Raw genomic sequence first — 23,034 nt, forward strand, 5'->3', positions numbered from 1 at the left:
AAAGCTTAATAACAAACCACCTCCGATCCGATAATATGCATTATGTAAAATGCTCTAGGGTCGGTATGTGTCAGGCTTCGAGGATCTGCCCATCAAAGCCAGGCTCCACTGTGTCAGGCAGTTCCGCCCTCAACGCTGCATAGTCCATGCTGTTGTCCATATGGATAAGCGCGGTCCGCCGCGGCTTGAACGCATCGACCCAACCCAAGACGGCTGAGAGTTGTGGATGCGTCGGATGCGGACGACGGCGCAGTGCATCGACAACCCACACGTCCAGCCCCGTATACATCGCGGCCATATCATCAGTCATGATGTTGAAATCGGTCGCATAACCGATTGCCTTGCCATCTGCCTCGAAGCGCAGCCCAGCGGCGTGGATCGATCCGTGCGGCTGATCGGTAACACGAATGTCGATCGCGCCGATTGTCAGTCGGTCCGGCAAGACCGCCCCGGCGATCGTCGACGGATAACCGCTGCGGCCCCGGAACGCATAGGTGAAGCGATCCTCAAGCGCGGCGAGCGTGGCCGGCCGCGCAAAGCCGATCACGGGCGCGCCCATCGCGTGATAGAGCTGCCGGAGGTCATCAATGCCGTGGCAGTGATCGGCGTGATCATGCGTCCAGATGACCGCATCCACCTCGGAGACGTTCGCCGCGAGCAACTGCTCACGCATGTCTGGCCCTGTATCGATCAGGATCCGGGTGCCGGCATGCTCGACGAGTGCGGAGACGCGGGTGCGCCGGTTGCGCGGTTCGGCGGGATCGCATGCACCCCAGTCATTGCCGATCCGGGGCACGCCGGAAGACGTACCCGAGCCGAGGATCGTGATTTTCACGCGCGGTGCGCCGCAGCCGGCGTATCGACCAGCCGTGTCTTGGCAAACAGCGTGTGGAAATTCTCGGCCGTCCGCTGGGACAGCTCGCCGACGGAGACGCCACGCAGGTCGGCCACGAACTGCGCGGTATCCGCGACAAAGCCGGGCTCCCCCGTCTTGCCCCGATTGGGCACGGGCGCAAGAAAAGGCGCGTCGGTTTCGATCAGCAGCCGTTCGATCGGCAAGCGCGCGGCGATCGCCTGAAGGTCGCGCGCGTTCTTGAACGTGACGATCCCCGACAGCGATATATAGAGGCCAAGTTCCAGTGCCTTGTCGGCAAATGCTGAGCTTGCCGTGAAGCAGTGGATCACGCCGCCATAGGCCCCCTTCACCATCTCGTCCGAAAGGATCGCCGCGGTGTCCTCTTCGGCATCGCGGGTATGCACGACTATCGGCAAGCCGGTCTCGCGCGCCGCGTCGATATGCGCGCGGAAGCTCAGCGCCTGGCGCGCGCGGTCGGAGGTCTCGCGGTAATAATCGAGCCCGGTCTCACCCAAGCCCACGACCCGCGGGTGACGTGCGCGCTCGACCAGACGCGCCGCGTCGATCGCAGGATGGGCATCCGCTTCATTGGGATGAATGCCGACCGTAGCCCAGACATCGAGCTCACGGTCCGCGGTCGCGATCACCGCATCCCATTCGCTCTCCCGTGTCGAAATGTTGAGCATCGCCGTCACACCGCGCGCCCGCGCGCGATCGAGGACCGCCGGCTGATCCTCGATCAAGCCGGGGTAATTCAGGTGGCAATGACTGTCTGCAAGCATCAGGCGTCGGTCTCCGCAGGCATCTCAAGCCGTGGAAACGCGCCGGTCGGCGCGACGATCCGGAACTCGCTCGCGGACTGCCGGTCATACCAGCCGTCATCGTCAAGCGCGGCATGATCCCGGCCCTCTGCACCGATCTGGTCGAGGACCTTGCTCGCTGCGCTCGGCACGACCGGAAGAATCGTGATGGCGAGCATCCGGATTGCGCGCACCAACGTCGCCAGCACCGTGTTCATCCGTGCCGGGTCGGTCTTGCGCAACGCCCAGGGCGCCTGCACGTCGATATACTGGTTGCAGGCAAAGACGCCCCGCATCCACGCCTCGATGGCGTGCGACAGAGCGAGGTCGGCAAAGCCAGATCTGAACGCGGCGCAGGCCGCGGTGACGTCGTCGAGCAGCGCCGCGTCGGCCGGCTCGATCGCCGTCACGATGGGCAATGCGCCGTCTAGATTCTTGGCAATGAACGACAACGTCCGCTGGGCCAGGTTGCCGAAGCTGTTCGCGAGCTCGGCGTTGACCCGCGTGACGATCGCCTCGGCCGAGTAGCTGCCATCCTGCCCGAAGCTGACGTCGCGAAGAAAGAAATAGCGCAGCGCATCGACGCCGAACGCATCCGCCAGCACCATCGGATCGACGACGTTACCAACCGACTTCGACATCTTCTCGCCGCGGGTGAGGAGAAAGCCGTGGCCAAAGACGCTTTTGGGCAGCGGGATGTTCGCGGACATCAGGAAGGCGGGCCAGAAGACGGCATGGAAGCGGACAATGTCCTTGCCGATCAGGTGAAGGTCCGCCGGCCAGAAACGCGCGAGATTTGCGTCATCCGGTCCGGTGTTCGGATAACCCGTCCCAGTAAGGTAATTTGTGAGCGCGTCGACCCAGACATACATGACGTGGCCCGGACTTCCCGGCACGGGCACACCCCAGTCGAAGCTGGTCCGCGACACAGAGAGGTCGGACAGGCCCCCTTCGACAAAGCGCATGACCTCGTTGCGGCGGCTCTCAGGACGGATGAAGTCGGGGTTCGCGGCGTAGAGATCGAGCAAGGGCTGCTGATATTTCGACAAGCGGAAGAACCAGGTTTCCTCGGCGGTCCATTCGACCGGCGTGCCTTGCGGAGACCGGCGATCGGCGACCTCCCCCGTCAGTTCGGACTCGTCGTAAAAGGCTTCATCGCGGACCGAATACCAGCCCTCATAACGATCGAGATAAAGGTCCCCGGCATCCGCCATCGCCTGCCAGATCGCCTGGCTTGCCGCGTAATGGTCGGTATCGACGGTCCGGATGAACCGATCATAGGAGATATCAAGACGATCGGCCATCCCGCTGAAATAAGATGACATTTCGTCCGCGAATTCGCGAACGGGGACGCCGCGGTCGCGTGCGGCCTGAACCATCTTCAGGCCGTGTTCGTCGGTACCGGTCTGGAACAGCACGTCCCGTCCCGCCTGACGCTGAAAGCGGGCGATCGCGTCGGCTGCAACCATTTCATAGGCATGACCGATATGCGGTCGGCCATTGGGATAATGGATTGCGGTGGTGATATAGTAAGGGTCGGCCATGTCGGCGCTCCTAGAGCATCCCCCCGGGCAGGTGAAGCCCATGCCGCCCGCTTCGTCAGGTACGCAGCGTCGCGAGAATTCCCGCCAGCTCGAAGACGGTCGCCTGCGCATCGAGCGACAGGCCGATGGCGGCGGCCGACAGGTCACGGGCCGCGGCATGCGCGTCGAGCGCGGTCTTCAGCCGGACGCCCGACCGGTCCCGCGCCGCACGCGCGATGAACGCCGGCACGCGATCGAGAAATGCCTCGTACCGGGGTTGCGACGCCTTCCCAGCGAGTGACTTCGCCAGCCGAAGCCGATGCCCGTTATCGCGATCGCCTTCGTCGGCGATCCGCGCAATCGCCTCGTCGAGGCTTGCAATATCGAAACCCGCATAGCGCAGCGCCCTGCCCGGCGCTCCCTCACTCGCACGTACGAGGGCAGATATCTCGTCGTGGTCGAGGTCCGGCTGCGCCAGTCGCAACGTCACCGCGACCTCGTCGGGCGTCAGTGCCTCGAACCGCAAGACCCGGCACCGCGACCGGATCGTCGGCAATAGCCGTCCCGGCGCGTGGCTGACGAGAAGGAAGATCGTGCCGGCGGGTGGTTCCTCAAGGTTCTTGAGCAACGCATTGCTGCCGCCGCGCTCCAGATCGTCGATCGCGTCGATCATGACGACCCGTCGCGGGCTCATTGATGGCGTCGTCGCAAAGAGCGGCTGGAGCGTACGGACCTGCGCGATCGTGATACTGCGCGCGAGATCCTGGTCGGGCTTTTCAGGATCCTTGGGCAGACGCGTCAGCAGGCGGAAATCGGGGTGCGAACCCGCCTCGATCAGCGCGCGCGTGGGGTCGCCGGCCGGCACGGCAAACCCGCGCGGCTCGGTCGACCCGCCGCGCGCATCGGCCAGCATGCGCATCGCCGCCAGCCGTGCGAAGCTTGCCTTGCCAACTCCCTGCGGGCCGGTGAACAGCCACGCATGGTGAAGCGCGCCGCTGTGCATCGCCGCGGCGAAAGCGGACTGCGCCGCGGCATTGCCGATTATCTCGGTCATGCCGGCGGCGGACTCACCCGAACGGTAAACACACGCGCCGGCACGCCAAGCTTCAACCGAACAGCCCGGTCAGCCCGGACCAGGCGCGCCCGAAGAACCCGGCTTCGGCAACGTCGTTTTCCGCGACCAGCGGCATACGCTGCTCGACCCCGTCAGGCATCGACACGACGAGATCCGCGATGTGCTGGCCCGCCTTAATCGGCGCCTTGACCGGCCCCTGATAGACGACCTTGGCGTTCAGGTTCGGCGATGTCCCCGCCGGCACGGTGACGGTCAGCGCCTTGGGCGCGATAAGGCCGACGCTCGATGAGCCGCCCATCTGCACGCTGGCCTCCTCGACCTTCCGACCCTTCGCGACGATCGGCTTGGACTGCCACGCGCGGAAGCCCCAGTCCATGAACCGTACCGACTCGTTCGCGCGCTCTGTCGAGCTCTTCAGGCCGGCGACGACCAATACCAGACGGCGACCATTCTGCTCGGCCGACCCGGTGAATCCGTATCCGGCTTCCTCGGTATGTCCGGTCTTTAAACCGTCGGCACCCGCGACGCGGCCGAGCAGCGGATCACGATTGGCCTGGGTAATCGCGCTGCCGCCCATGGTCTTGCCCCAGGTGAAATCGCGCTTTGCATAGAATTGCTTGTAGAGCTGGGGATGATTGGTGATCGTCGCCGATGCCAGCTTGGCCAGATCATGCGCAGTGACATAGGTCACGCCGTTGTCTGGCCACCCGTTCGACGTCCCGAAATGACTGTCCTTGAGGCCGAGCTGTGCCGCGACGCGGTTCATGCGCTCGGTAAAGGCGGGCTCCGAGCCCGAGATCGATTCCGCAAGAACGACGCAGGCGTCGTTGCCCGACAATGTCACGATGCCATACAGCAGATTGGCCACGCTGACGCTCTCGTTCGCCGACAGGAACATGGTCGAACCCGCTGACGGACCATGCCATTTTGCCCAGGTCTCCGGCCGGACGGTGACCATGTGATCGAGCTTGAGCTCGCCCTTTTTGAGCATGTCGAACGCGACATAGACCGTCATCATCTTCGCCATCGACGCCGGCGGCATACGGCGATCGGCATCGCGTGCGAACAGGACCGCGCCCGACGACAGATCTTCCATATAGGCGATCGGCGCGCTGGTCTGGAACTGTGGCGCGGCCGCGATCGACGGCGTCGCAAGCGCGATCATCGCCAGCGGCGCGACGGCGATGCGGCGCCGGACCATTTGAGTAAAGGGCAGCGTGTTCATGGGCAGCTTCGTCATGATATCCGTTACGTCAAAGAGGAACGCGATGGGAGGCAGGCTCGCGGCGCCGCCGGGACCTTATCGAAGTCATAGCCGGGCTTGGCAACCGCGTCACGCCTGGCTTTGAGTCTATTGGGCACGCCGTTCAGCGCTCGACTGCATCCGCCAGCAGCCCCACCGACAGCGCATAAAAATTCGAGCAATTATAGTCGAGGATCACGCGGTAATTACTCGTGAGCAGATACGCCGTGGCGCCGGGACCGTCGGGTTCGAGCAGCGTCGCCATGACATTGTCGGCCGGCCATGAGGCGCCTTGCGTCATCACCCCCAGACCGCGCCACTCGGCGATCGTTCGCCAGCCGCTATGCCGTTCGAACACGCGCGGGCACCGCGGCGATACAAGCCGATTGCGTACCTGCGACCGATCGAATCCCTGCGGCACGGAGACCGCAACGCCCCAGGGTTGCCCGCTGCGCCAGCCGGCATTGGTGAAATAATTGCCGATTGACGCCAGCGTATCGGCCGGACTGTTCCAGATATCCGCGCGGCCGTCGCCATCCCCGTCACGGGCCAGTCGAAGATAGATGGACGGCAGAAATTGCGGATTGCCCATCGCGCCTGCCCAACTGCCCTTGAGTTGTTCGCGGGAAATGCCCCGGTCGACGATCTTCAAGCCGGCAATGAACTCGCCCGCAAACAGCGATCGCCGACGCCCCTCATAGGCGAGGCTCGCGAGCGACCGCAGAATGTCGAAGTTTCCGGTGTAGCTGCCGTAATTGGTCTCATGCCCCCAGATCGCGACCATGATCGATTCGGGCACACCTGTTTCGCGCTCGATACGCTGCAGCCTGCCCCGCTGCGCCCGATAGGTTTCCCGACCGCGTCCGATCCGCGCCGCGTCGACATGCTGCGCCTTGTACGGCGCGAAGGCCGGAATGGCGCTGCTCGTGCCGCCGCCCGGCTGTGCACGATCGAGCGCGATGACACGCTCGTTCAGCGTCAACGTGGGAAAGACGGAGTCCACCGTACGCGCCGTGACTCCAGCCGCCAGCGCCTGCGTGCGAAGTTGGGCGAGATAGGCCTGAAACCCCGCCTCGTCCTGCGCACATGCGGGGGTGGTGACCGCGGTCATCGCCGCGATGGTCAAAGCGCCACGTCGCAACGCACTCGATAGGATAGATTTTGCCCACATGACGCTTGCTCTGCCATAGGGGCGCCCGCATCGGAACCTCGCCCTGACGCAAGCACGGCTCGCACCGACGCTTGGACGCCCGCTGCGCTGCTACCCTTCCCCGCCAAGGCTATTGTTCGGGTGCCGGCCCCGTCCTTCAGTGACGACTTTCCCTGCCCGCCGACACGAAGCTGCTTGCCTTTCGTCAACCGCACCCGCTAAGGGCTGCGGCGTCGGGGAGTGGCGCAGGCTGGTAGCGCACCTGGTTTGGGACCAGGGGGTCGCAGGTTCGAATCCTGTCTCCCCGACCATGTTGCGCAGTGTCGCAGCGATCCGGAGCTGCCGGGTCTATTCCATCGGTACGATCTCGACGATGTCGAGTAGAGATTCGAAGCGTGGATGCGGCAGTATCAGCCGCCAGCGCCGGTCACCGATGCGCTCCATCACACCCGCCAGGTCGCGATTTGCGTCGGTGCCGTAGCGCATTGGACGCTGTTCGTCACCCAACGCCATGCTGCCGAGGAAGATCGCACGCGGTCGCGGAGCCGAATCTGCCCGCGATTCGCGGTATAGCGTCCCGGACGGACGTTGCGATCCCCCCAGCCGCTTGAACGTCAGTTCCCCGTCTCCCCCCGTGCGTGCAGGCTGTTCGATGCGGCACGAGAACCAGCCATAGGCAATGAAGCGTGACGCGCCCGCTCCAGGCGCCCCGAGCTTGATCGTGCGACACCGATAGGTGCCGATCGGTGGCAACGGATCGGGGAGTGCCCGGTCCGGATCGAACAATTGAGGATCCGCGGCAATCTCACGCTGCGGGATCTGCGCAAGCGCATCCATCCACGCATCGCGCCAGTCGCGCAGCCTTGCGCGGTCGGCAACCGTTGCTGCCGTGCGCCATCCCGCCCCTCGTCCGGTGGGATCGGTTCGCTCGACTTCGGGGGGCGGCGCGCTGGCGATCCGTTTTCCGCCCCCGCAGGCGACGAGCAAGACGCATGTCGCCAACGCCCCGATCGCGCGTCGCGCGTCGACACGGGCACCGCCGACACCTGTCATGCTGCCGTCCAACCGCCGTCCATCGACAGATTTGCGCCGGTCATCGCGCTAGCCTCGTCGCGGCACAGGAAGAGTGCGAGCGCTGCGACCTGCTCCGGCGTGACGAAGGCCTTGGTCGGTTGCGCGGCGAGCAGAATGTCGTTCACGACCTGCTCGCGTGTCATCCCCCGCGCCGCCATCGTATCCGGAATCTGATCCTCGACCAGCGGCGTCCAGACATAGCCGGGCGAGATGCAGTTAACCGTGATGTTGTCGGTCGCGGTTTCGAGTGCGATCGTCTTGGTCAGTCCGGCGATGGCATGCTTTGCCATGACATAGGCCGACTTGTTCGGGCTAGCGACCAGCGAATGCGCCGACGCGGTCGAGATGATCCGGCCCCAGCCTCGGCGCCGCATATGCGGAATCGCCGCCCGCATCATGTGCCAGGCCGACGCCATGTTGATCGCGATGATCCTATCGAAGGTCGCGACGGGAAAATCCGCAATTCCCGCGACATGCTGGATGCCCGCATTGTTGACGACGATATCGCAATTCCCCGTTTCCGCGACCGCGCGCTCGACCAGTGCGGCAATCTCGGCGGGGCGGGTCATGTCAGCGGCATCGTAAAGCGCGGTCGCGCCGCTGATCGTGCTCAGCGCCACACGCTCCGCCTCGATCGTCGCGGCGTCGCCAAAGCCGTTGAGAACGACGCAGGCCCCCTCCCCCGCAAAGGCTCGCGCATAGGCAAGACCGATCCCCGATGTGGATCCGGTGATGACCGCCGTCCTGCCCGCCAGAAACATTGTCTCGTCCCCCATCTTGACGCGGCCGGAACGCCCCGCTCGCCGTACAACGCTTTGTCATGCCTTCCAAAGGTCGGCAGAATACGATTAGACCCGGCAAGCCAATCGGATGCAACTCCGCATCGTCCCATACATTTCGTTACCACTCCAGAATGAAAGTCTTAAGACCATGCGGCTCGATGATTTCGACCCCAACATCAACGTCGAGGATCAGGGCCGCGGCGGCGGTTCGGGCGGTGGAGGCGGCGGCCTTCTGTTCGGCCTTCTGCCGCTGATCGGCAGCCGTTTCGGGTGCGGCGGCATCGTTGTCGTGTTGATCGTGATGGCGCTGTTCGGCGGCCTCGGCAATATCGGTGGCATGCTGGGTGGCGGCTCGGCGCCCAGCGCACCCTCCGGGCAGATAGCGCAAGGCGGGGCCGGCCGCGGCGGCGAACAGGGTTCCGGCACCGACGCGCAGTCGATCTGCACGCTGAACCCCGAGCGACGCGCCGCGTGCAACGCCTTCAGTTCGGCGCAAAAGACCTGGGCCGCGATCTTCGCGAAAAACGGCGAACAGTTTCAGGCGCCCAAGCTCAGCTTCTTCGACGACAATGGCCGTTCGGGCTGCGGCGCGGCACAGGCGGCGATGGGCCCCTTCTACTGCCCGACCGACAACGGGATTTTCCTCGACACCAGCTTCTTCGACGAGCTCGCCAACCGGTTCGGCGCCCGCGGCGACTTTGCGCAGGATTACGTCATCGCGCATGAATTCGGTCACCACATCCAGAATCTGGTCGGCACGTCGAGCCAGGTTTCACGCGCGCAGCAGCGCGCTAATTCGAGCGAGGGCAATGCGCTGTCCGTTCGTCTGGAGCTCCAAGCGGATTGTTTCGCCGGTGTCTGGGCGGCCGCCAATCGCGACCGTCTCGAACCCGGTGACATCGAGGAGGGCATGACCGCCGCGCAGGCGATCGGCGACGACACGCTCCAGAAGCAGGCTCAGGGCCGGGTCGTGCCGGACAGCTTCACGCACGGCACCTCGGCGCAGCGTCAGACCTGGCTTCGCCGTGGTCTCGACAGCGGGGACCCGAAGGTGTGCGACACCTTCTCGGGCGCGATCTGAATGAGTGCCCCCTCCCGCACGGCCGGGAGGGGGCTAAATGCTCAGAGCTTGACGAGCATCTTGCCGGTATTTCCACCGGAAAACAGGCCGAGAAACGCGTCGGGCATCGCGTCAAGGCCATCATGCACGGTTTCCTGCCGTTGCAACGTGCCCGCCTTCAGCAGGGCGCCCATGTCCGTGTAGAACTCCGCAGCCCGGTCCATGAAATCGCTGACGATGAAGCCGCGGATCTGGATACGGTTACCGATCAGCCTTGCGAGATAGCGCAGTTCAGTCGCCGCGCCGCTGTTGTAGACGTCGATCATGCCACAGATCGCGAACCGGGCGTGCAGCTTGGCGTGCGCCAATGCCGCATCGAGATGTTCGCCGCCGACATTGTCGAAATATACGTCAATCCCGCCTGACCCGACCGCGGCCACAGCCTCGCCAAGTCCCTTCACGACCGGTGTACCGGACTTGTAGTCGATCACGGCATCAGCGCCGAGCGACTTGACCCAGGCACATTTGTCCGCTCCGCCTGCCGAGCCGATCACCGTCATGCCCTTGGCCTTGGCGACCTGAACGACGGTCGAGCCCACCGCGCCCGCCGCGGCCGAAACGAAGACGGTATCGCCGGACTTGGCAGCGGCAACCTCGAGCAAACCGAAATAGGCGGTCATGCCCGGCATGCCGAGCTGCCCCAGAAATGCCTGTGGATCGACCGCCAGATCCGGCAGCTTCTGGACCTGGTTTGCCGGCAGCGTCGCTTCGTCGCGCCACCCCGCCATATGCTGGACGAGATCACCCGCCTTGAGACCCTCGGCCCGGCTTTCCACGACTTCGCCGATCGCACCGCCCTGCATCGGCTTGCCCAGCTCGAACGGCGGGGTGTAGCTTTTCACGTCGTTCATGCGACCGCGCATATAGGGATCGACCGAGAGCCAGCGGTTGGCGATGCGCACTTCGCCGTCGGCCAGCTCGGACTGTGAAACGTCGATCATCTCAAAGTCGGTATGCTTTGGCATGCCTTGTGGACGCGTCTTCAGGCTCCATGCACGGGACATTCTTGACTCCTGTCGTTGAGGTTTCATGACTCGGGTATGGCGCAGAACGGATCCCCCGCCAAGCGGCAGAGCACACATGACGTGCCCGTCTACAGCGAGCCTACCCGTCAATCGCCCGCGCCCTGATCGAAGTTCCGGCGGCCGTTGCCGGGTGCGCCCGTGCGAGCCGCGTTCGCGATGAATGTCCCGTGTCCAAAACATGAGGGGGAGAGCGCGGCGGTGGATTGCAAGCCGGCGGCGCCATCGCTAATATCGCAAGATCCGGCGTCGCCGGACCGCGCGGGGCCGTAGCTCAGATGGGAGAGCGCTGCAATCGCACTGCAGAGGTCAGGGGTTCGATTCCCCTCGGCTCCACCAGCGCAACCTATTCAATACTGTCACCGTCTTTGATAAAGCGGCAAGTGAGGGCGTGTCCGGCGCTAACGTGTTCGGTGCCGGAGCGGACGGCGCCGCTGATAGAATCTCTATCCTGGGCGGCGGCAGAATCAGCCCGTCACAGCGCCGTCCGTCCGGTGCAGACCGCAAACGCGGCGCCTTGGTGCCGAACATCCCGCGGACGGTCGCAAGCAGTCGCGCGTTGCGCGGGGTCCACAGACGTCAATCGGCCTGCGCATCTGCCGTTTCGGTCTGACGTTCCCACCGCAGATACGTCAGACGATCGCGCAGCCGCGGCTCGCGTGCATGCTGCTCCAGCGTTGCCAGTTGGACGAGCGACGATGGCCCCAGCCGCCCCACATAGCAAAGGTCGAGCGGCGGCCCCGCCTTACCCATTTTGAGCGCTGTGCGAACATTCCAAGCCGCCGCGACCGCGCCAAGATCCACAACGCTCGCCGTCACCAACGCAGTCACAGCCGCCAGCGCATTGGCGTTGATCAGGCACGCCGCCGACCTATCGACAAGCAATCGCCAGCCGATCAGCGCCAGGCCCGTGGCCACGAGTCCCATCCATGAAGTGCCGACAGTCGCAGCACCGTCATCCCGTAGGCGTCGACATAATCGAGCGTTCGCAATGCACTCGACGCGACCAGCAGCAGGTTCTGGACGAGCCAGACCGTCACCAGCCGCCGCACCAGCGGAAGCGACGCGGCTGTACTGCCCGGACGGAATGCCAACAACACGAATACGCCGGCGAGCGCTGCCGTTACGATCAACGAATACGTGCCACGGTGCGCATAGTCCGCCATCGTCACGCCCGAGGGCACTCCCGCGCCGCTCGACAGGAACACAATGTCGAGCCCATTCTCAACCGCGAAGATCGTATTGAACGTCACGAGTAAGAGAGTCAGCTGCGCCACCGCCGGCTCGAACACCGTACCGATCGAGCGATCGCCGAAACGCGATGGACCCGTCGTATAAGGACTTGGCCGCAGGCTTGCCCAGATGGTGATCAACACGCAGAGGCCGAACAGCGTGCGCCAGATCGTCGCCCACGGATCCGGCAGCACGATTTGCGAAAACGCCCAGCCGATCAGCGGGTTGGCGTTCGCGAACAGCCCAAGGAACGTCGCGCCGCCTACCAAAGGCAACGCGGCGACGGCCCCGATAGCGCGGAAGCGCTGGAGGACAGTCCTCGACGCTGGCGGACTATCGACACCCGCGCCGCATCCTTCAGCGGCGCAATGGCGGCGGATATCGCGTGCCAGCCGAGCCTGCGCGCCCAGGCGGGCGCATCGTCGAACCCGTGCCGCGGCAGGAGTGCGGCAAGCGAGACAGCCGTCCAGAACAGAACCCAGCCGAGGAAGCTTGGATCGTCGACGAGTACCACCGCCAATCCGGCGCCGGAAAGCAACACCAGTCGCGCCGATCCGTCTTTCCAGATCCCCCGTCGCGTCAGGAACAGGGCGGTAATCCAGGCCAAAGCGAACCCACCAACCACCGCGCCATTGCCGTCGTCGATCGGTATCTCCGCCAGGAAAGGCAGCGCCGATTTTGGCCATCAGTCTTCCATGACGACTCATCTTCGCGCTCCCCGACTGTCGAGGTTCTGCTTTGCAGCGGTCCCGTGAGCGTCAGATCGCAATGTCCGCGTACGATCCGTTCACTTGTCGTACAGATCCTGTGCAGATGATGAATCCAAACCCGGGCGGTGTCCTCAGCGCGCGTTGCGAAAGTCTTGGCGCAGGGCTAGCCTCCGTTCGGGGAGCATCGACACATGGAGTTTAAAATCCGGATCGGCCGGCGTTTCGTAACGAAGCGTTGTCGTCTGTCCGCTACCAGTTCGCCGATGTACAAGCAGCGCCCTCAACATTGCTACGGCTTATGTTCGCGATCTTCCTGACGACCGCTTACGCGCCGTTTGCGATCGCGTTCGTTATAATGTTCGGGATCGGGCTGATCGAGGCGATCGGCCTTGGGCTCGGCCATCTTGATCTCGACGCGGACGTTTATGCCGAAACCGATAGTGGCGTGCTCGATTGGCTCGGGTTCGGTCACGAACTGCCGATCCTGATCTGGCTGACGTCGTTACTCGGCTGCTTCACGCTCACCGGGATAGCCATTCAGCAAGGTGCGACCGCGTTGACCGGCGGCCCACTGCACTGGGGTCTCGCCTCGGGTGGTGCGCTGGTCGCTGGCAGCCTGCTCAACACCCTCGCCGCAAACGGGCTTGCCCGGATCATGCCCGGCTTCGAAACCAGCGTGATCTCCACTGACGACTTTCTCCGCCGCCGCGGCACCATCCTCGAAGGCACCGCCCGCCGCGGATCGCCGGCCCGTGCAAAGATCGTCGATCAGCATGGTCAGGCGCACTTCATCATGGTCGAGCCGCACGACGACGCGGACGTGATCGCCACCGGCGAGACCGCCCTGATCGTCCGCCGCGACGGCAAACTCTTCTACGCGCTGCCCGACGCCAACGCGCTCCTGCAGTCGATCTGACCACAATCATAACCGGGGAGGGTTTCATGCCCGCACAGCTTTTGAACGTCCTTATCTACGCCGGTATCGTGCTGTTCGCGCTTGTCGTGATCGGCATCATTCTGACTCGGCTCTACCGGCGCGCAACCAAGGACGTTGCGCTGATCCGCACCGGTTTCGGCGGCGAAAAAGTCGTGCTCAACGGCGGCATCATGGTGATCCCGGTGCTTCATGAGTTGATGCAGGTCCGCCTGACGACGGTGAAGCTGGAGGTCTCGCGCCTTAACAAGGACGCGCTGATCACGCTCGACAAGCTGCGCGTCGACGTCGTCGGGCTGTTCCACATCAAGGTGAAGCCCGACGCGGAATCGATCGCCGCCGCGGCGCAGACGCTTGGCGATTCGGTCAACAGCCCCGACGCGGTGAAGTCGCTGCTCGACGGCAAGCTCGTGTCCGCGCTGCGATCGGTGGCCGCGACGATGACGATGGAGCACCTCCACGCCAACCGCGCCGACTTCATCCAGAAGGTGCAGGAGGCGCTGATGACCGACCTGGACATGAACGGGTTCCAGCTCGAGTCGGTCAGCATCACGCATTTCGACCAGACCGCGTTCGAGCATTTCAACGAGAACAACGCGTTCGATGCCGAAGGGCTGACCGTGCTCACGCGGACGATCGAGGAGCGCAAGAAGATCCGCAACGACATCGTCGCGACCAACCGCGTCGAGATCGAGCAGCGCAACCTCGACGCCAACAACCAGTCGCTCGAGATCGCGCAGGCCGCCGAACAGGCGCGCCTGACACAGGAGCAAACGCTGTCCGCGCGCCGTGCGGAACAAGCCACCGCAATTGCCACCGCCGAGGCCGAGCAGACCCGCCTCGCCGAGATCGCCCGCATCACCGCGGGCCAGGCGCAGACCGTCGCGCAGACCGAAGCCGACAAGGTGATCCAGACCGCCACGATTGCCCGTGACGGCGCGATCCAGACCGCAACGATCGAGCGCGACAGGACGATCGAGATCGCACGTATCACAACTGCGGTGCAGACCGCGCAGAAGTCGGAAGAGGAATCGACCGCAACCGCCGCTGCGAATGAGGCGCGCGCACTGGCCGTCCGCGCTGAGGAAAGCGTCGCTACTGCCAAGGCGACCGAGATCGCCAACCGGAACAAGAACGTCGCCGTGATCGCCGCCACCCAGCGCGCGCAGGAAGAGGCCGTCGGCATCACCGTCGCTGCGACCGCCGAAAAGGAAGCCGCGGAAGCTCGTGCCAGTGCCCTGCGTACCGAAGCAACCGCCGAAGCAGATGCAGAGAAGGCACGCGCGGAAGGCCGCGAGGCGGCCTTCAAGGTCGACGCGGCAGGTCAGGCTTCGCTGAACGAGGCAACCAACCTGCTGAGTGACTCGCAGACCGCACTGCTGATCCGCCGCGCGATGCTCGAAGCGTTGCCCGCGATCATCGCTGCGGCGAGCAAGCCGATGGAGAACATCGACAAGATCAGCATCCTAGATGCGCGGGGCCTGCACGGTGACAGTGGCAGCGATAGCGCCTCCGGGGGCGGCCAGGGCAATCTCGCCGACGCCGCGGTCGCGGCGGCGATGCGTTACCGCGTCGGCGGGCCGCTGATCGATGGCCTGATGGCGGAACTCGGCATGACGGGCAGTTCGTTGAACGGAATGCTCGCAGGGAGCAGCGCGGAAGTGGCGCCTGCCCGAGCCTCCTCCAACGATGCCCACAAGCATTCCGCTTCACTTAATGGTGGGACGAGCAACCCGCCGGCCTGATCGGAGGCACTCGAAGGCCCAGCCCTTGAAATTCGATCTGCGCTTCGAAGAAGACGGGGCGCAGATCTTTGCTAGAGACGTCCTGAGTGTAAGGAGCGGGTCCGCCCCTGCCCTGCGTCCCATGCGCGCGATCGACGGCCCATTGGCAACATTACCGCACGGCCTTGGGCTCTACCGCGGGTGCCGTTATAGACGTGCTGTTCGACCCCAGTCCGCAACGACAACGCCAAACTCGCCCGTATCGGACGGATCGTGCGATTCGTCGCGTGAGATGCTGCGATCGGCGCAGGCATGCGGCGATGGTCTAGACCATTGGCGCAACCTGCGGCATCGCGGTCGTGCCAGGGGGCTGGAGCGTAAACGTGTTCAAGACAATGTGGAAAATGCCGGCAAAACTGCTCCGACGCGCGGCTGCCGAAAGCCCTGTCGACGGCGAGGATGCGGTGCCGGTCGCGGATGAGCAGCTCGCTACAGGCTCGCTGGAAGACATGATAAAAGCCGCGGACGAACTGTCCGCCGAAGATGCCGACTCATTGATCATCGAATGCGTCGGTCGTGACCGGCCCATCACTTGGGCGGAAATTCAGGGACTGCGCCATGCGACGACCTTCCCGATCGAGGCGTAGCTATCAGTCGACCCCTTTTAGCGGCGAAACTTGCCGAGCAGTCGTTCGAGCAGGCTTGGCTGCATCGCGATCAGCTGCTGCTGGCGAAACCGGTCACGATCGGCCGCGGCACGCCGGTAAAGGGCGTCAAGCCGGTCTGCGCCATAGCGGTCTGACAGGCGTGGCGGAGACTGATCGACGCGGTGAAACGCGGGCTGGTCGCGCTCGGGTCGGTGGGACATAACAGGCATTGATCGGGTTCCGGTGACAGGATGGCAGTCAAAATACACACGCTTTTTACCACCTTTTCAACACGCTTGGTCGTGAGCGGTTCCCGAAAGCGTGCTGAATCGAGGCGTTTTGGCGAAAACCGGCGGAACTTTCCAGCCTTCCACAAGACCCGTTTCCTGGGTCGAGACTCCGGCATTCGGGACCATCGGCAACGTCTGCTGTACAATCACGACGCAGGTCGGGTAGGCGCCGACCATGGGTGAAATCGACAGACTCGTTCCTTCCGGCGTCATCGAACAATGGGTATTCCATCTGCGGCGGCAGCGGGCCCGTGCGGCGGATACCATCTGGTTGATCGATCAGGGTTTCACGCTTCACGATGGCAAGTGCGGCACACCGACGCACGACGCGACGGCACGCTGGCGCGCCGAGCAGGAAACCGTCATCGCGGAGGTCAGCGATCTTCTCAAACTCTATGACGAGATCAATTTGGGTCGCGACGTCCCGGCGGATGCCGATAGCGACCAAGGCCGTGACGACAGGCGTTGAGCATCGTCACGGACCTGACCGGCTAGGCAGTTACATAGGAGCGCAGCGATGCGGCAGTCCACGACCCAGATCACGATCGATACCCGCCGGCAGGGGCTGGTCGACATTACCGCCCCGATCCGGCGCTGGGTCGATGCGCAGGCGATGCAGTCCGGGTTATTGACGGTGTTTTGTCGCCATACCTCCGCATCGCTGCTCATCCAGGAAAATGCCGCGCCCGAGGTCCGAACGGATATCGAGGCTTATTTCGAGCGCATCGCACCGGAATCAAGTTCGTATCTGCACGATGACGAAGGGCCCGACGACATGCCGGCGCATCTGCGCGCCGCTCTCACGCAGGTACAATTGTCGATCCCAGTGATCGACGCCACGCTCGCGCTCGGTACGTGGCAGGGAGTCTACTTGTTCGAGCATCGCCGTCGTCCCCATGGTCGCTCGCTGGCGCTTCATCTGATCGGGGACTGATTCTGCGTCGCGGACGACGGCCTATGACGGCGCCGGGGTGGTTTATTCAATCACCGTCATAGACCCGTGGACCAATCCCGTTCATCAACCGTTCCACCACTGAAGGCTAATGTAAGGCGTTTCGCCGCATTCGCCGCGAACGGAGACGACAATCATGTTCATCATGCCTGGTCGCAAGGTCCTGCTGGCAGCTCTCGCCACGAGCACGTTGCTGGTCGCGGGTTGTGCGACCGAAACCACCTACCGCCCGGCCACTGGCCAGGGGTTCAACCGTACCGGCTATAGCGATCGCCGGATCGAGGATAACCGCTTCCTCGTCAGCTTCGCGGGCAACAGCGTCACGTCGCGCGACACCGTCGAACGCTATCTCTTCTTCCGCGCGGCCGAACTCACGCTCCAGCAGGGCTATGATTATTTCCTGATGGCGGACCGCGATACCAATCTTCAGTCGCGCACCTATTCGACCCCGGGGATCGGCGGCGGGTTCGGTTATGGCGGCTTTGGTGGCTATTGGGGCCCGTCGTGGCGCTATCGCGGCCGCGGCTTCGGCTGGCGGAGCTGGGATCCCTATATCGGTGGCGGCTTCGGTGGCTTTGGCGGCGGCGGTTTCGGCGGCCCATGGGGCAACGATTTCGACGTGCGCACGATTGACCGCTACGAGGCGACGGCCGAGATCGTGATGCGCAAGGGGCCGATCCCACGCGACAATATCCGTGCGTTCAACGCCAAGCAGGTCGTCGACAATATCGGGCCGAGCGTCATCCTGCCAAAGTAAGCAGCGTCGCGGCCGCACTGCCGCAACCAAGCCTACAAGCAAAAGCCGGACCGTCCATATGGGACGGCCCGGCTTTTTATTGCCTGCTATGCTGCCAACCGGGCGCGGCCGCTAAACGGCCGGCCCGTCAAAGCAGCGTTCAGACCGCGCCGTGGCACTGCTTGTATTTGCGCCCCGACCCGCATGGGCATGGCGCGTTGCGGCTGACCACGCCTTCCCAGTTCGCCGGATCCTCGCCGATATCCGCGGCCTGGGGCTGCGGGATCTGCATCGGCGGAAGCTGCGACGTGATGTGGCCCGACATGCCGCGTGCCTGGTCGAGGCTGTCATTCTCGCCGGTGAACGGGTCGAAATGCGTCGTGATGAAATCGGGTAGCTCGGGCAGGCCGACCGGCGCCTGGATCTGGAACTGCGCGTGCGCGATCGTCTTGGTCACGTCCTCGCGGATCGTCTCCAGCATCCGCTGGAACAGCGAGAACGCCTCCTGCTTATACTCGTTGATCGGCGTCTTCTGCGCATAGGCGCGCAGATGAACGACCTGGCGCAGCGCGTCGAGCGTCGCCAGATGCTCCTTCCAGTGATGGTCGAGATTCTGCAGCAGGATCGACTTCTCGACCGACGTCCACGTCTCGGTGTCGAGGTCTGCGGATTTCGTCGCGATCGCCTCGTCCGCCATTGCGCGGATGCGTTCCTCGACGATCTCGGGATCGATCGCCTCTTCAAGCAGCCATGCCTCGATCTGCGGCTGGAGGTTGAGCACCTCGGCAAGCCGCGTCTTCATCCCTTCGATGTCCCACTGTTCCGGATAGGAATTGGGCGGGCAGGCTTCGCCGACGATGACGTTGACCGTCTCCGCACGCATGTCCGTCACCACGTCGCCGACGGTATCGGCATCCATGATGTCCGCACGCTGTTCGTAGATGACCTTGCGCTGCTCGTTCATCACGTCGTCATATTCGACGACCTGCTTGCGGATGTCGTAGTTACGCGCCTCGACCTTCTTCTGCGCGGTCTCGATCGCCTTAGACAGCCACTTGCTCCCGATCGCCTCGCCGTCCTCGATATTGTTGCGCATCATCTTGGCGAACAGCGTGTCTGGCCCGAAGATGCGCAACAGATCGTCGTCGAGGCTCAGATAGAAGCGCGACAGGCCGGGATCACCCTGACGACCCGAGCGCCCGCGCAGCTGGTTGTCGATGCGCCGGCTCTCGTGGCGCTCGGTACCGAGCACGAACAGGCCACCCGCGGCGAGCACTGCCTGCTTCTCGGCCTCGATCTCGGTCTCGATCCGCGCCGCCTCGGCGGCATATTCGGGCGTGCCCTCGACGAGGTCGGGGTGTTCGTCGAGCATGCGGAATTCGAGGTTGCCCCCGAGTTTGATGTCGGTGCCACGGCCCGCCATGTTGGTCGCGATCGTCACCGCGGACTTGCGCCCGGCCTGCGCGACGATGTGCGCCTCCATCTCGTGGAAGCGCGCGTTCAGCACCTTGTGCTCGACCGCCTCGCCGACGAGGAACTCGCTGAGCAGTTCGGACTTCTCGATCGATACCGTGCCGACGAGCACCGGCTGACCGAGGTCGGCGTGATGCTTGATCTTCTTGGCGATCGCCGCGAACTTGTCCTTGGTGTCCTTGTAGAACTCGTCTTCCTCGTCGACGCGCTTGACCGTGACGTTGGTCGGGATGCTGACGACGTTGATCTTGTAGATGTCGTAGAACTCGGCCGCCTCGGTCGCAGCCGTACCGGTCATGCCGCCGATCTTCGGGTACATGCGGAAATAGTTCTGGAACGTGATCGAGGCCATCGTCTGGTTCTCGGGCTCGATCTGGACGCCTTCCTTGGCCTCGACCGCCTGGTGCAAGCCGTCCGACCAGCGCCGGCCGTCCATCATGCGACCGGTGAACTCGTCGATGATGATGACCTTGCCGTCCTTGACGATGTAGTCGATGTCCGACTTGAACATCACGATCGCGCGCAGCGCTTGGTTGAGGTGGTGGACGACCTGCGTGTTCTCGAAATCGTACAGGTTGGCGCCTTCGAGCAGCCCCGCGGCCTCAAGCATCCGCTCGACCTTCTCGGTGCCGTCCTCGGTGAGGATGATCGTCTTCTGCTTCTCGTCCTTGTCATAGTCACCGGGGACGAGCTGCTTCACGACCGCATCGACCTGGATATACAGCTCGGACTTGTCGTCGGTCGGCCCCGAGATGATCAGCGGCGTACGCGCTTCGTCGATCAGGACCGAATCGACCTCGTCGACCACCGCGAAGTTGAAGCGGCGCTGCACCATCGAACTGCGCTCGTACTTCATGTTGTCGCGCAGATAGTCGAAGCCGAACTCGTTGTTCGTGCCGTAGGTGATGTCGGCGGCATAGGCGGCGCGACGCTCCTCGTCCGACAGGTTCGGCACGATCACGCCGATCGTCATGCCGAGGAAGGTATAGACCTGCCCCATCCACTCAGCATCGCGCGCGGCGAGATAGTCGTTGACCGTGACGACGTGGACGCCGTCACCCGGCAGCGCGTTCAGATAGGTCGCGAGCGTCGCGACGAGCGTCTTGCCCTCGCCGGTGCGCATCTCGGCGATCTCGCCGCGGTGAAGGACGATGCCGCCGACCATCTGCACGTCGTAATGCCGCTGGCCAAGTACGCGCTTGGCCGCCTCGCGCACCGTGGCGAATGCCTCTGGAAGCAAGTCGTCGAGCTTCTCGCCGTTAGCGAGTCGGGCACGGAACTTCGCGGTCTGCCCGGACAATTCCTCGTCCGACATCGCGACCAGCGAAGGCTCGAACGAGGCGATCTTCGCGAGGATCGGGTTGAGCGACTTGACGTAGCGGTCGTTGGACGACCCGAACAGCGATTTGGCAAAGCCACCGAACATGGGCTGATTTCCTGAATATAGGGCGCGACGGCACGCGGGGGCACGCACGCGCAAAGAGGAGGAGTGGCCCGCAGGCCGAGAGATCAGGCGCGCGACGCTATTCGCGCCGACGGTCCATCCAGATAGGGGCCGTAATGATCGCGACGACGGGCAGCGTCGCCGAGGTGGCAACGTCGTCGAGCGAGGCGAGCGCGGCGACCGGTCGTACCGCGACCTTTGCCACCGCCACCGCCGCGGTCTGCGCGCAAATGCTGCCCTGCGCCACCGCCTGTGCGGACTGCCCACGCACACCCGGCACCGCGCCGGTCAGCGCGGACAGGAGGGCAGAAAGGAGGAGCAGCAGGTTCATGCGGGACCGGCTGTATGCGAGCTTGCGTGTAAAATCTACCATTCGTCGGACGGAAGCACCCGGCGAACGCGCGGACGCTCGATCCGTAACGGGACGGCGTGGTGCGTAGGAACGACGAGCCTGACGGACGCTCGCCGAGCGTCTAAGCGCGCAGAGGTCATGCGATAGCCCCCAACCGCACGGGACACCGGTCGACGGGCGGCTGTCGCACGCAACCCGCGATCTTGCGGGCCGGACCGCAGCGACTATGAAGGTCGGATGCAGATCTCGCCGCTCGCCTTGCCCTTCCCCGCCGCCCCTTTGATCGACGGGGTCGTGCCACATGTCGCGCGTGCCGGCTACAAGGCTTGGGACCGGTGCGACCTGACGTTCGTGACGCTCGATCCGGGGACGGTCGTTGCGGGCGTCCTTACGCAGAGCAGATGTCCGTCGCCCGAGGTCGAGTGGTGCCGCGCGGCGCTGACGCTCGGCCAGGCGCGCGCGCTCGTCGTCAACGCGGGCAATTCGAACGCCTTTACTGGTACGCGTGGCCGTGCAGCGGTCGAGGCGATCGCCGCACGCACGGCAGCGCATCTTGGCTGTCAGCCTTCGGACGTGTTCGTCGCCTCGACTGGCGTGATCGGCGTGCCGTTGCCGATCGACAAGGCGGAAGCGGGGCTCGACGCCGCGTTCGCGGCCGCACCGTGCGGTTGGGAGGACGCCGCCGCGACGATCATGACCACCGATACCTTCACCAAGGGCGCGGTGACGACCGCGGTGATCGGCGATCGGACCGTGACGCTGGTCGGCATCATCAAGGGCTCGGGTATGATCGCGCCGGACATGGCGACGATGCTCGGCTTCATCTTTACCGATGCCGCGGTCGAGCCGGCGTTTCTCCAGGCTGCACTGTCCAAGGCCAACGCACCGAGTTTCTCGTGCATCACCGTCGACAGCGACACCTCGACCAGCGACACGGTGCTCGCATTCGCGACGGGCAAGGCCGGCAACGCCCCGCTCAGCGACGACGACAGCATCGGCGCGGACGCTTTCCGCGCGGCACTGGCCGATCTATGCCATCAGCTTGCCCTGCTGGTCGTCCGCGACGGCGAAGGCGCACAGAAGCTGATCGAGATCCAGGTGACCGGCGCGGAGAGCGACCGCAGCGCACACCGGATTGCTATGAGCATCGCCAACTCGCCTCTGGTTAAGACGGCGGTTGCCGGCGAGGATGCCAATTGGGGTCGTGTCGTTATGGCCGTTGGCAAGGCAGGAGAGCCTGCCGACCGCGACACATTGTCGATCCGGTTCGGCAACACGCAAGTGGCTGAGGGCGGGCTGGCGCTCAGCGGCTATGACGAGGCGCCCGTTGCGGACCATCTCAAGGGGCAGGACATCGAGATCGGCGTCGATCTCGCGCTGGGCGACGGTGCGGCCACGGTGTGGACCTGCGACCTAACGCACGGCTATATCTCGATCAACGCCGACTATCGAAGCTGAGCTCACCTCTAACCGCCACCTCAAAAAATCTGAGGTGGCGGTAGCGGTACGTACCGTCTTAGGCGAGCTCGCCTTCAAGCCACGCCTTGAGCTGGCCCTTGGGTGCCGCACCAACCTTGGTTGCTGCCGGGGCGCCGCCCTTGAACAGGATCATCGTCGGAATCCCGCGCACGCCATACTGGCCCGGCGCATCGGGGTTCTCGTCGATGTTGAGCTTGGCGATCGTCACCTTCTCGCCCAGCTCCTCGGACAGCTCCTCGAGGCTCGGCCCGATCATCTTGCACGGCCCGCACCACTCGGCCCAGAAATCGACGAGCACGGGGCCGTCGGCGTTCAGCACGTCGGCATTGAAGCTCGCATCGGTGATCTGCTTGGTCGCCACTGAAATATCTCCTTCGTTATACCGTAATCTAGGGTCCGGCTGCACGCGTCTCAA

At 64.2% G+C, this 23,034-nt stretch carries 21 protein-coding genes, 2 tRNA genes and 1 pseudogene; 10 read left to right on the forward strand and 14 right to left on the reverse strand.

The features are described from left to right. Positions 1–70: 70 nt before the first annotated feature. The 6 genes from NEF64_RS10295 to NEF64_RS10320 form a co-directional block, all read right to left on the reverse strand. Positions 71–835, reverse strand: a complete 765-nt coding sequence (locus NEF64_RS10295) for an MBL fold metallo-hydrolase (RefSeq protein WP_056408285.1) — start codon at positions 833–835, stop codon at positions 71–73. Continuing rightward, a complete protein-coding gene (locus tag NEF64_RS10300; protein ID WP_056408282.1) occupies positions 832–1,638 on the reverse strand; it encodes a TatD family hydrolase in 807 nt (268 codons plus the stop codon). The genes NEF64_RS10295 and NEF64_RS10300 overlap by 4 nt, the downstream gene beginning before the upstream one ends. Continuing rightward, positions 1,638–3,200, reverse strand: coding sequence for a methionine--tRNA ligase (metG, locus tag NEF64_RS10305; RefSeq protein ID WP_056408278.1), 1,563 nt, complete (start codon positions 3,198–3,200; stop codon positions 1,638–1,640). The genes NEF64_RS10300 and metG overlap by 1 nt, the downstream gene beginning before the upstream one ends. A gap of 55 nt (positions 3,201–3,255) precedes the next feature. Further along, complete coding sequence (locus NEF64_RS10310; protein ID WP_056408276.1) at positions 3,256–4,233, reverse strand: AAA family ATPase; 978 nt, start codon at positions 4,231–4,233, stop codon at positions 3,256–3,258. Positions 4,234–4,285: 52 nt separating this feature from the next. Continuing rightward, entirely contained in the window at positions 4,286–5,455 is a 1,170-nt protein-coding gene (locus NEF64_RS10315) for a D-alanyl-D-alanine carboxypeptidase family protein (RefSeq protein WP_056408743.1), read from the reverse strand. Positions 5,456–5,621: 166 nt separating this feature from the next. Then, on the reverse strand, positions 5,622–6,608 hold the full coding sequence (locus NEF64_RS10320; RefSeq protein ID WP_235516461.1) for a lytic murein transglycosylase: 987 nt from the start codon (positions 6,606–6,608) through the stop codon (positions 5,622–5,624). A 273-nt stretch (positions 6,609–6,881) separates the two neighbouring features. Here NEF64_RS10320 and NEF64_RS10325 point away from each other — a divergent pair. Beyond that, positions 6,882–6,958 (forward strand) — tRNA-Pro (locus NEF64_RS10325). A 37-nt stretch (positions 6,959–6,995) separates the two neighbouring features. Here NEF64_RS10325 and NEF64_RS10330 read toward each other — a convergent pair. After that, a complete protein-coding gene (locus tag NEF64_RS10330; RefSeq protein ID WP_082447022.1) occupies positions 6,996–7,700 on the reverse strand; it encodes a DUF4893 domain-containing protein in 705 nt (234 codons plus the stop codon). Then, complete coding sequence (locus NEF64_RS10335; RefSeq protein ID WP_056408271.1) at positions 7,697–8,482, reverse strand: 3-hydroxybutyrate dehydrogenase; 786 nt, start codon at positions 8,480–8,482, stop codon at positions 7,697–7,699. The genes NEF64_RS10330 and NEF64_RS10335 overlap by 4 nt, the downstream gene beginning before the upstream one ends. A 169-nt stretch (positions 8,483–8,651) precedes the next feature. On the opposite strand from NEF64_RS10335, the gene ypfJ reads away from it, so the two are divergent. Next, positions 8,652–9,584, forward strand: a complete 933-nt coding sequence (ypfJ, locus tag NEF64_RS10340; RefSeq protein WP_056408268.1) for a KPN_02809 family neutral zinc metallopeptidase — start codon at positions 8,652–8,654, stop codon at positions 9,582–9,584. Between the two features lie 41 nt (positions 9,585–9,625). Here the strand turns inward: ypfJ and NEF64_RS10345 are convergent, their stop codons facing one another. Next, on the reverse strand, positions 9,626–10,627 hold the full coding sequence (locus NEF64_RS10345; RefSeq protein WP_082446994.1) for an NADP-dependent oxidoreductase: 1,002 nt from the start codon (positions 10,625–10,627) through the stop codon (positions 9,626–9,628). A gap of 281 nt (positions 10,628–10,908) precedes the next feature. Between NEF64_RS10345 and NEF64_RS10350 the strand changes: the two genes are divergently transcribed. Beyond that, positions 10,909–10,984: transfer RNA gene (locus NEF64_RS10350), tRNA-Ala, on the forward strand. A gap of 240 nt (positions 10,985–11,224) precedes the next feature. Here NEF64_RS10350 and NEF64_RS10355 read toward each other — a convergent pair. Continuing rightward, positions 11,225–12,585, reverse strand: a pseudogene (locus NEF64_RS10355) (DUF4153 domain-containing protein). A gap of 301 nt (positions 12,586–12,886) precedes the next feature. Between NEF64_RS10355 and NEF64_RS10360 the strand changes: the two are divergent. From NEF64_RS10360 to NEF64_RS10370, 3 genes are all read left to right on the forward strand, one after another. Further along, positions 12,887–13,504: an OB-fold-containig protein gene (locus NEF64_RS10360; RefSeq protein WP_037528451.1), complete on the forward strand. Its 618-nt coding sequence runs from the start codon at positions 12,887–12,889 to the stop codon at positions 13,502–13,504. A gap of 26 nt (positions 13,505–13,530) precedes the next feature. Next, positions 13,531–15,267: a flotillin family protein gene (locus NEF64_RS10365; protein ID WP_235516460.1), complete on the forward strand. Its 1,737-nt coding sequence runs from the start codon at positions 13,531–13,533 to the stop codon at positions 15,265–15,267. A 362-nt stretch (positions 15,268–15,629) separates the two neighbouring features. After that, a complete protein-coding gene (locus NEF64_RS10370) occupies positions 15,630–15,893 on the forward strand; it encodes a hypothetical protein (protein ID WP_156360441.1) in 264 nt (87 codons plus the stop codon). Positions 15,894–15,910: 17 nt separating this feature from the next. Here the strand turns inward: NEF64_RS10370 and NEF64_RS10375 are convergent, their stop codons facing one another. Beyond that, a complete protein-coding gene (locus tag NEF64_RS10375) occupies positions 15,911–16,114 on the reverse strand; it encodes a hypothetical protein (protein ID WP_031393347.1) in 204 nt (67 codons plus the stop codon). Positions 16,115–16,358: 244 nt separating this feature from the next. On the opposite strand from NEF64_RS10375, the gene NEF64_RS10380 reads away from it, so the two are divergent. From NEF64_RS10380 to NEF64_RS10390, 3 genes are all read left to right on the forward strand, one after another. After that, positions 16,359–16,652, forward strand: a complete 294-nt coding sequence (locus NEF64_RS10380) for a hypothetical protein (protein ID WP_051916268.1) — start codon at positions 16,359–16,361, stop codon at positions 16,650–16,652. Positions 16,653–16,700: 48 nt separating this feature from the next. Then, on the forward strand, positions 16,701–17,117 hold the full coding sequence (locus NEF64_RS10385; protein ID WP_031393345.1) for a secondary thiamine-phosphate synthase enzyme YjbQ: 417 nt from the start codon (positions 16,701–16,703) through the stop codon (positions 17,115–17,117). A gap of 154 nt (positions 17,118–17,271) precedes the next feature. Beyond that, entirely contained in the window at positions 17,272–17,892 is a 621-nt protein-coding gene (locus NEF64_RS10390) for a CC0125/CC1285 family lipoprotein (RefSeq protein WP_183937588.1), read from the forward strand. 139 nt (positions 17,893–18,031) lie between these two features. Here the strand turns inward: NEF64_RS10390 and secA are convergent, their stop codons facing one another. Next, entirely contained in the window at positions 18,032–20,770 is a 2,739-nt protein-coding gene (gene secA, locus NEF64_RS10395) for a preprotein translocase subunit SecA (RefSeq protein WP_056408260.1), read from the reverse strand. A 97-nt stretch (positions 20,771–20,867) separates the two neighbouring features. After that, the gene (locus tag NEF64_RS10400) at positions 20,868–21,119 is read right to left on the reverse strand and encodes a hypothetical protein (protein ID WP_192097147.1); all 252 of its coding nucleotides are present in this window, start codon (positions 21,117–21,119) and stop codon (positions 20,868–20,870) included. 258 nt (positions 21,120–21,377) lie between these two features. On the opposite strand from NEF64_RS10400, the gene argJ reads away from it, so the two are divergent. After that, complete coding sequence (argJ, locus tag NEF64_RS10405; protein WP_056408253.1) at positions 21,378–22,598, forward strand: bifunctional glutamate N-acetyltransferase/amino-acid acetyltransferase ArgJ; 1,221 nt, start codon at positions 21,378–21,380, stop codon at positions 22,596–22,598. Between the two features lie 58 nt (positions 22,599–22,656). Here argJ and trxA read toward each other — a convergent pair whose 3' ends face one another. Continuing rightward, complete coding sequence (gene trxA, locus NEF64_RS10410) at positions 22,657–22,980, reverse strand: thioredoxin TrxA (RefSeq protein ID WP_031393340.1); 324 nt, start codon at positions 22,978–22,980, stop codon at positions 22,657–22,659. Positions 22,981–23,034 lie beyond the last annotated feature (54 nt).

Source organism: Sphingomonas aerolata, from assembly GCF_023935825.1.
Taxonomy (GTDB): domain Bacteria; phylum Pseudomonadota; class Alphaproteobacteria; order Sphingomonadales; family Sphingomonadaceae; genus Sphingomonas; species Sphingomonas aerolata.

Coding starts and splice junctions, on each gene's coding strand:
- NEF64_RS10300 (WP_056408282.1), bottom strand. CDS start 1,638: ATGCTTGCAGACAGTCATTGCCACCTGAATTACCCCGGCTTGATCGAG.
- metG (WP_056408278.1), bottom strand. CDS start 3,200: ATGGCCGACCCTTACTATATCACCACCGCAATCCATTATCCCAATGGC.
- NEF64_RS10310 (WP_056408276.1), bottom strand. CDS start 4,233: ATGACCGAGATAATCGGCAATGCCGCGGCGCAGTCCGCTTTCGCCGCG.
- NEF64_RS10315 (WP_056408743.1), bottom strand. CDS start 5,455: ATGGTCCGGCGCCGCATCGCCGTCGCGCCGCTGGCGATGATCGCGCTT.
- NEF64_RS10320 (WP_235516461.1), bottom strand. CDS start 6,608: ATGACCGCGGTCACCACCCCCGCATGTGCGCAGGACGAGGCGGGGTTT.
- NEF64_RS10330 (WP_082447022.1), bottom strand. CDS start 7,700: ATGACAGGTGTCGGCGGTGCCCGTGTCGACGCGCGACGCGCGATCGGG.
- NEF64_RS10335 (WP_056408271.1), bottom strand. CDS start 8,482: ATGTTTCTGGCGGGCAGGACGGCGGTCATCACCGGATCCACATCGGGG.
- ypfJ (WP_056408268.1), top strand. CDS start 8,652: ATGCGGCTCGATGATTTCGACCCCAACATCAACGTCGAGGATCAGGGC.
- NEF64_RS10345 (WP_082446994.1), bottom strand. CDS start 10,627: ATGTCCCGTGCATGGAGCCTGAAGACGCGTCCACAAGGCATGCCAAAG.
- NEF64_RS10360 (WP_037528451.1), top strand. CDS start 12,887: ATGTTCGCGATCTTCCTGACGACCGCTTACGCGCCGTTTGCGATCGCG.
- NEF64_RS10365 (WP_235516460.1), top strand. CDS start 13,531: ATGCCCGCACAGCTTTTGAACGTCCTTATCTACGCCGGTATCGTGCTG.
- NEF64_RS10375 (WP_031393347.1), bottom strand. CDS start 16,114: ATGTCCCACCGACCCGAGCGCGACCAGCCCGCGTTTCACCGCGTCGAT.
- NEF64_RS10380 (WP_051916268.1), top strand. CDS start 16,359: ATGGGTGAAATCGACAGACTCGTTCCTTCCGGCGTCATCGAACAATGG.
- NEF64_RS10385 (WP_031393345.1), top strand. CDS start 16,701: ATGCGGCAGTCCACGACCCAGATCACGATCGATACCCGCCGGCAGGGG.
- NEF64_RS10390 (WP_183937588.1), top strand. CDS start 17,272: ATGTTCATCATGCCTGGTCGCAAGGTCCTGCTGGCAGCTCTCGCCACG.
- secA (WP_056408260.1), bottom strand. CDS start 20,770: ATGTTCGGTGGCTTTGCCAAATCGCTGTTCGGGTCGTCCAACGACCGC.
- NEF64_RS10400 (WP_192097147.1), bottom strand. CDS start 21,119: ATGAACCTGCTGCTCCTCCTTTCTGCCCTCCTGTCCGCGCTGACCGGC.
- argJ (WP_056408253.1), top strand. CDS start 21,378: ATGCAGATCTCGCCGCTCGCCTTGCCCTTCCCCGCCGCCCCTTTGATC.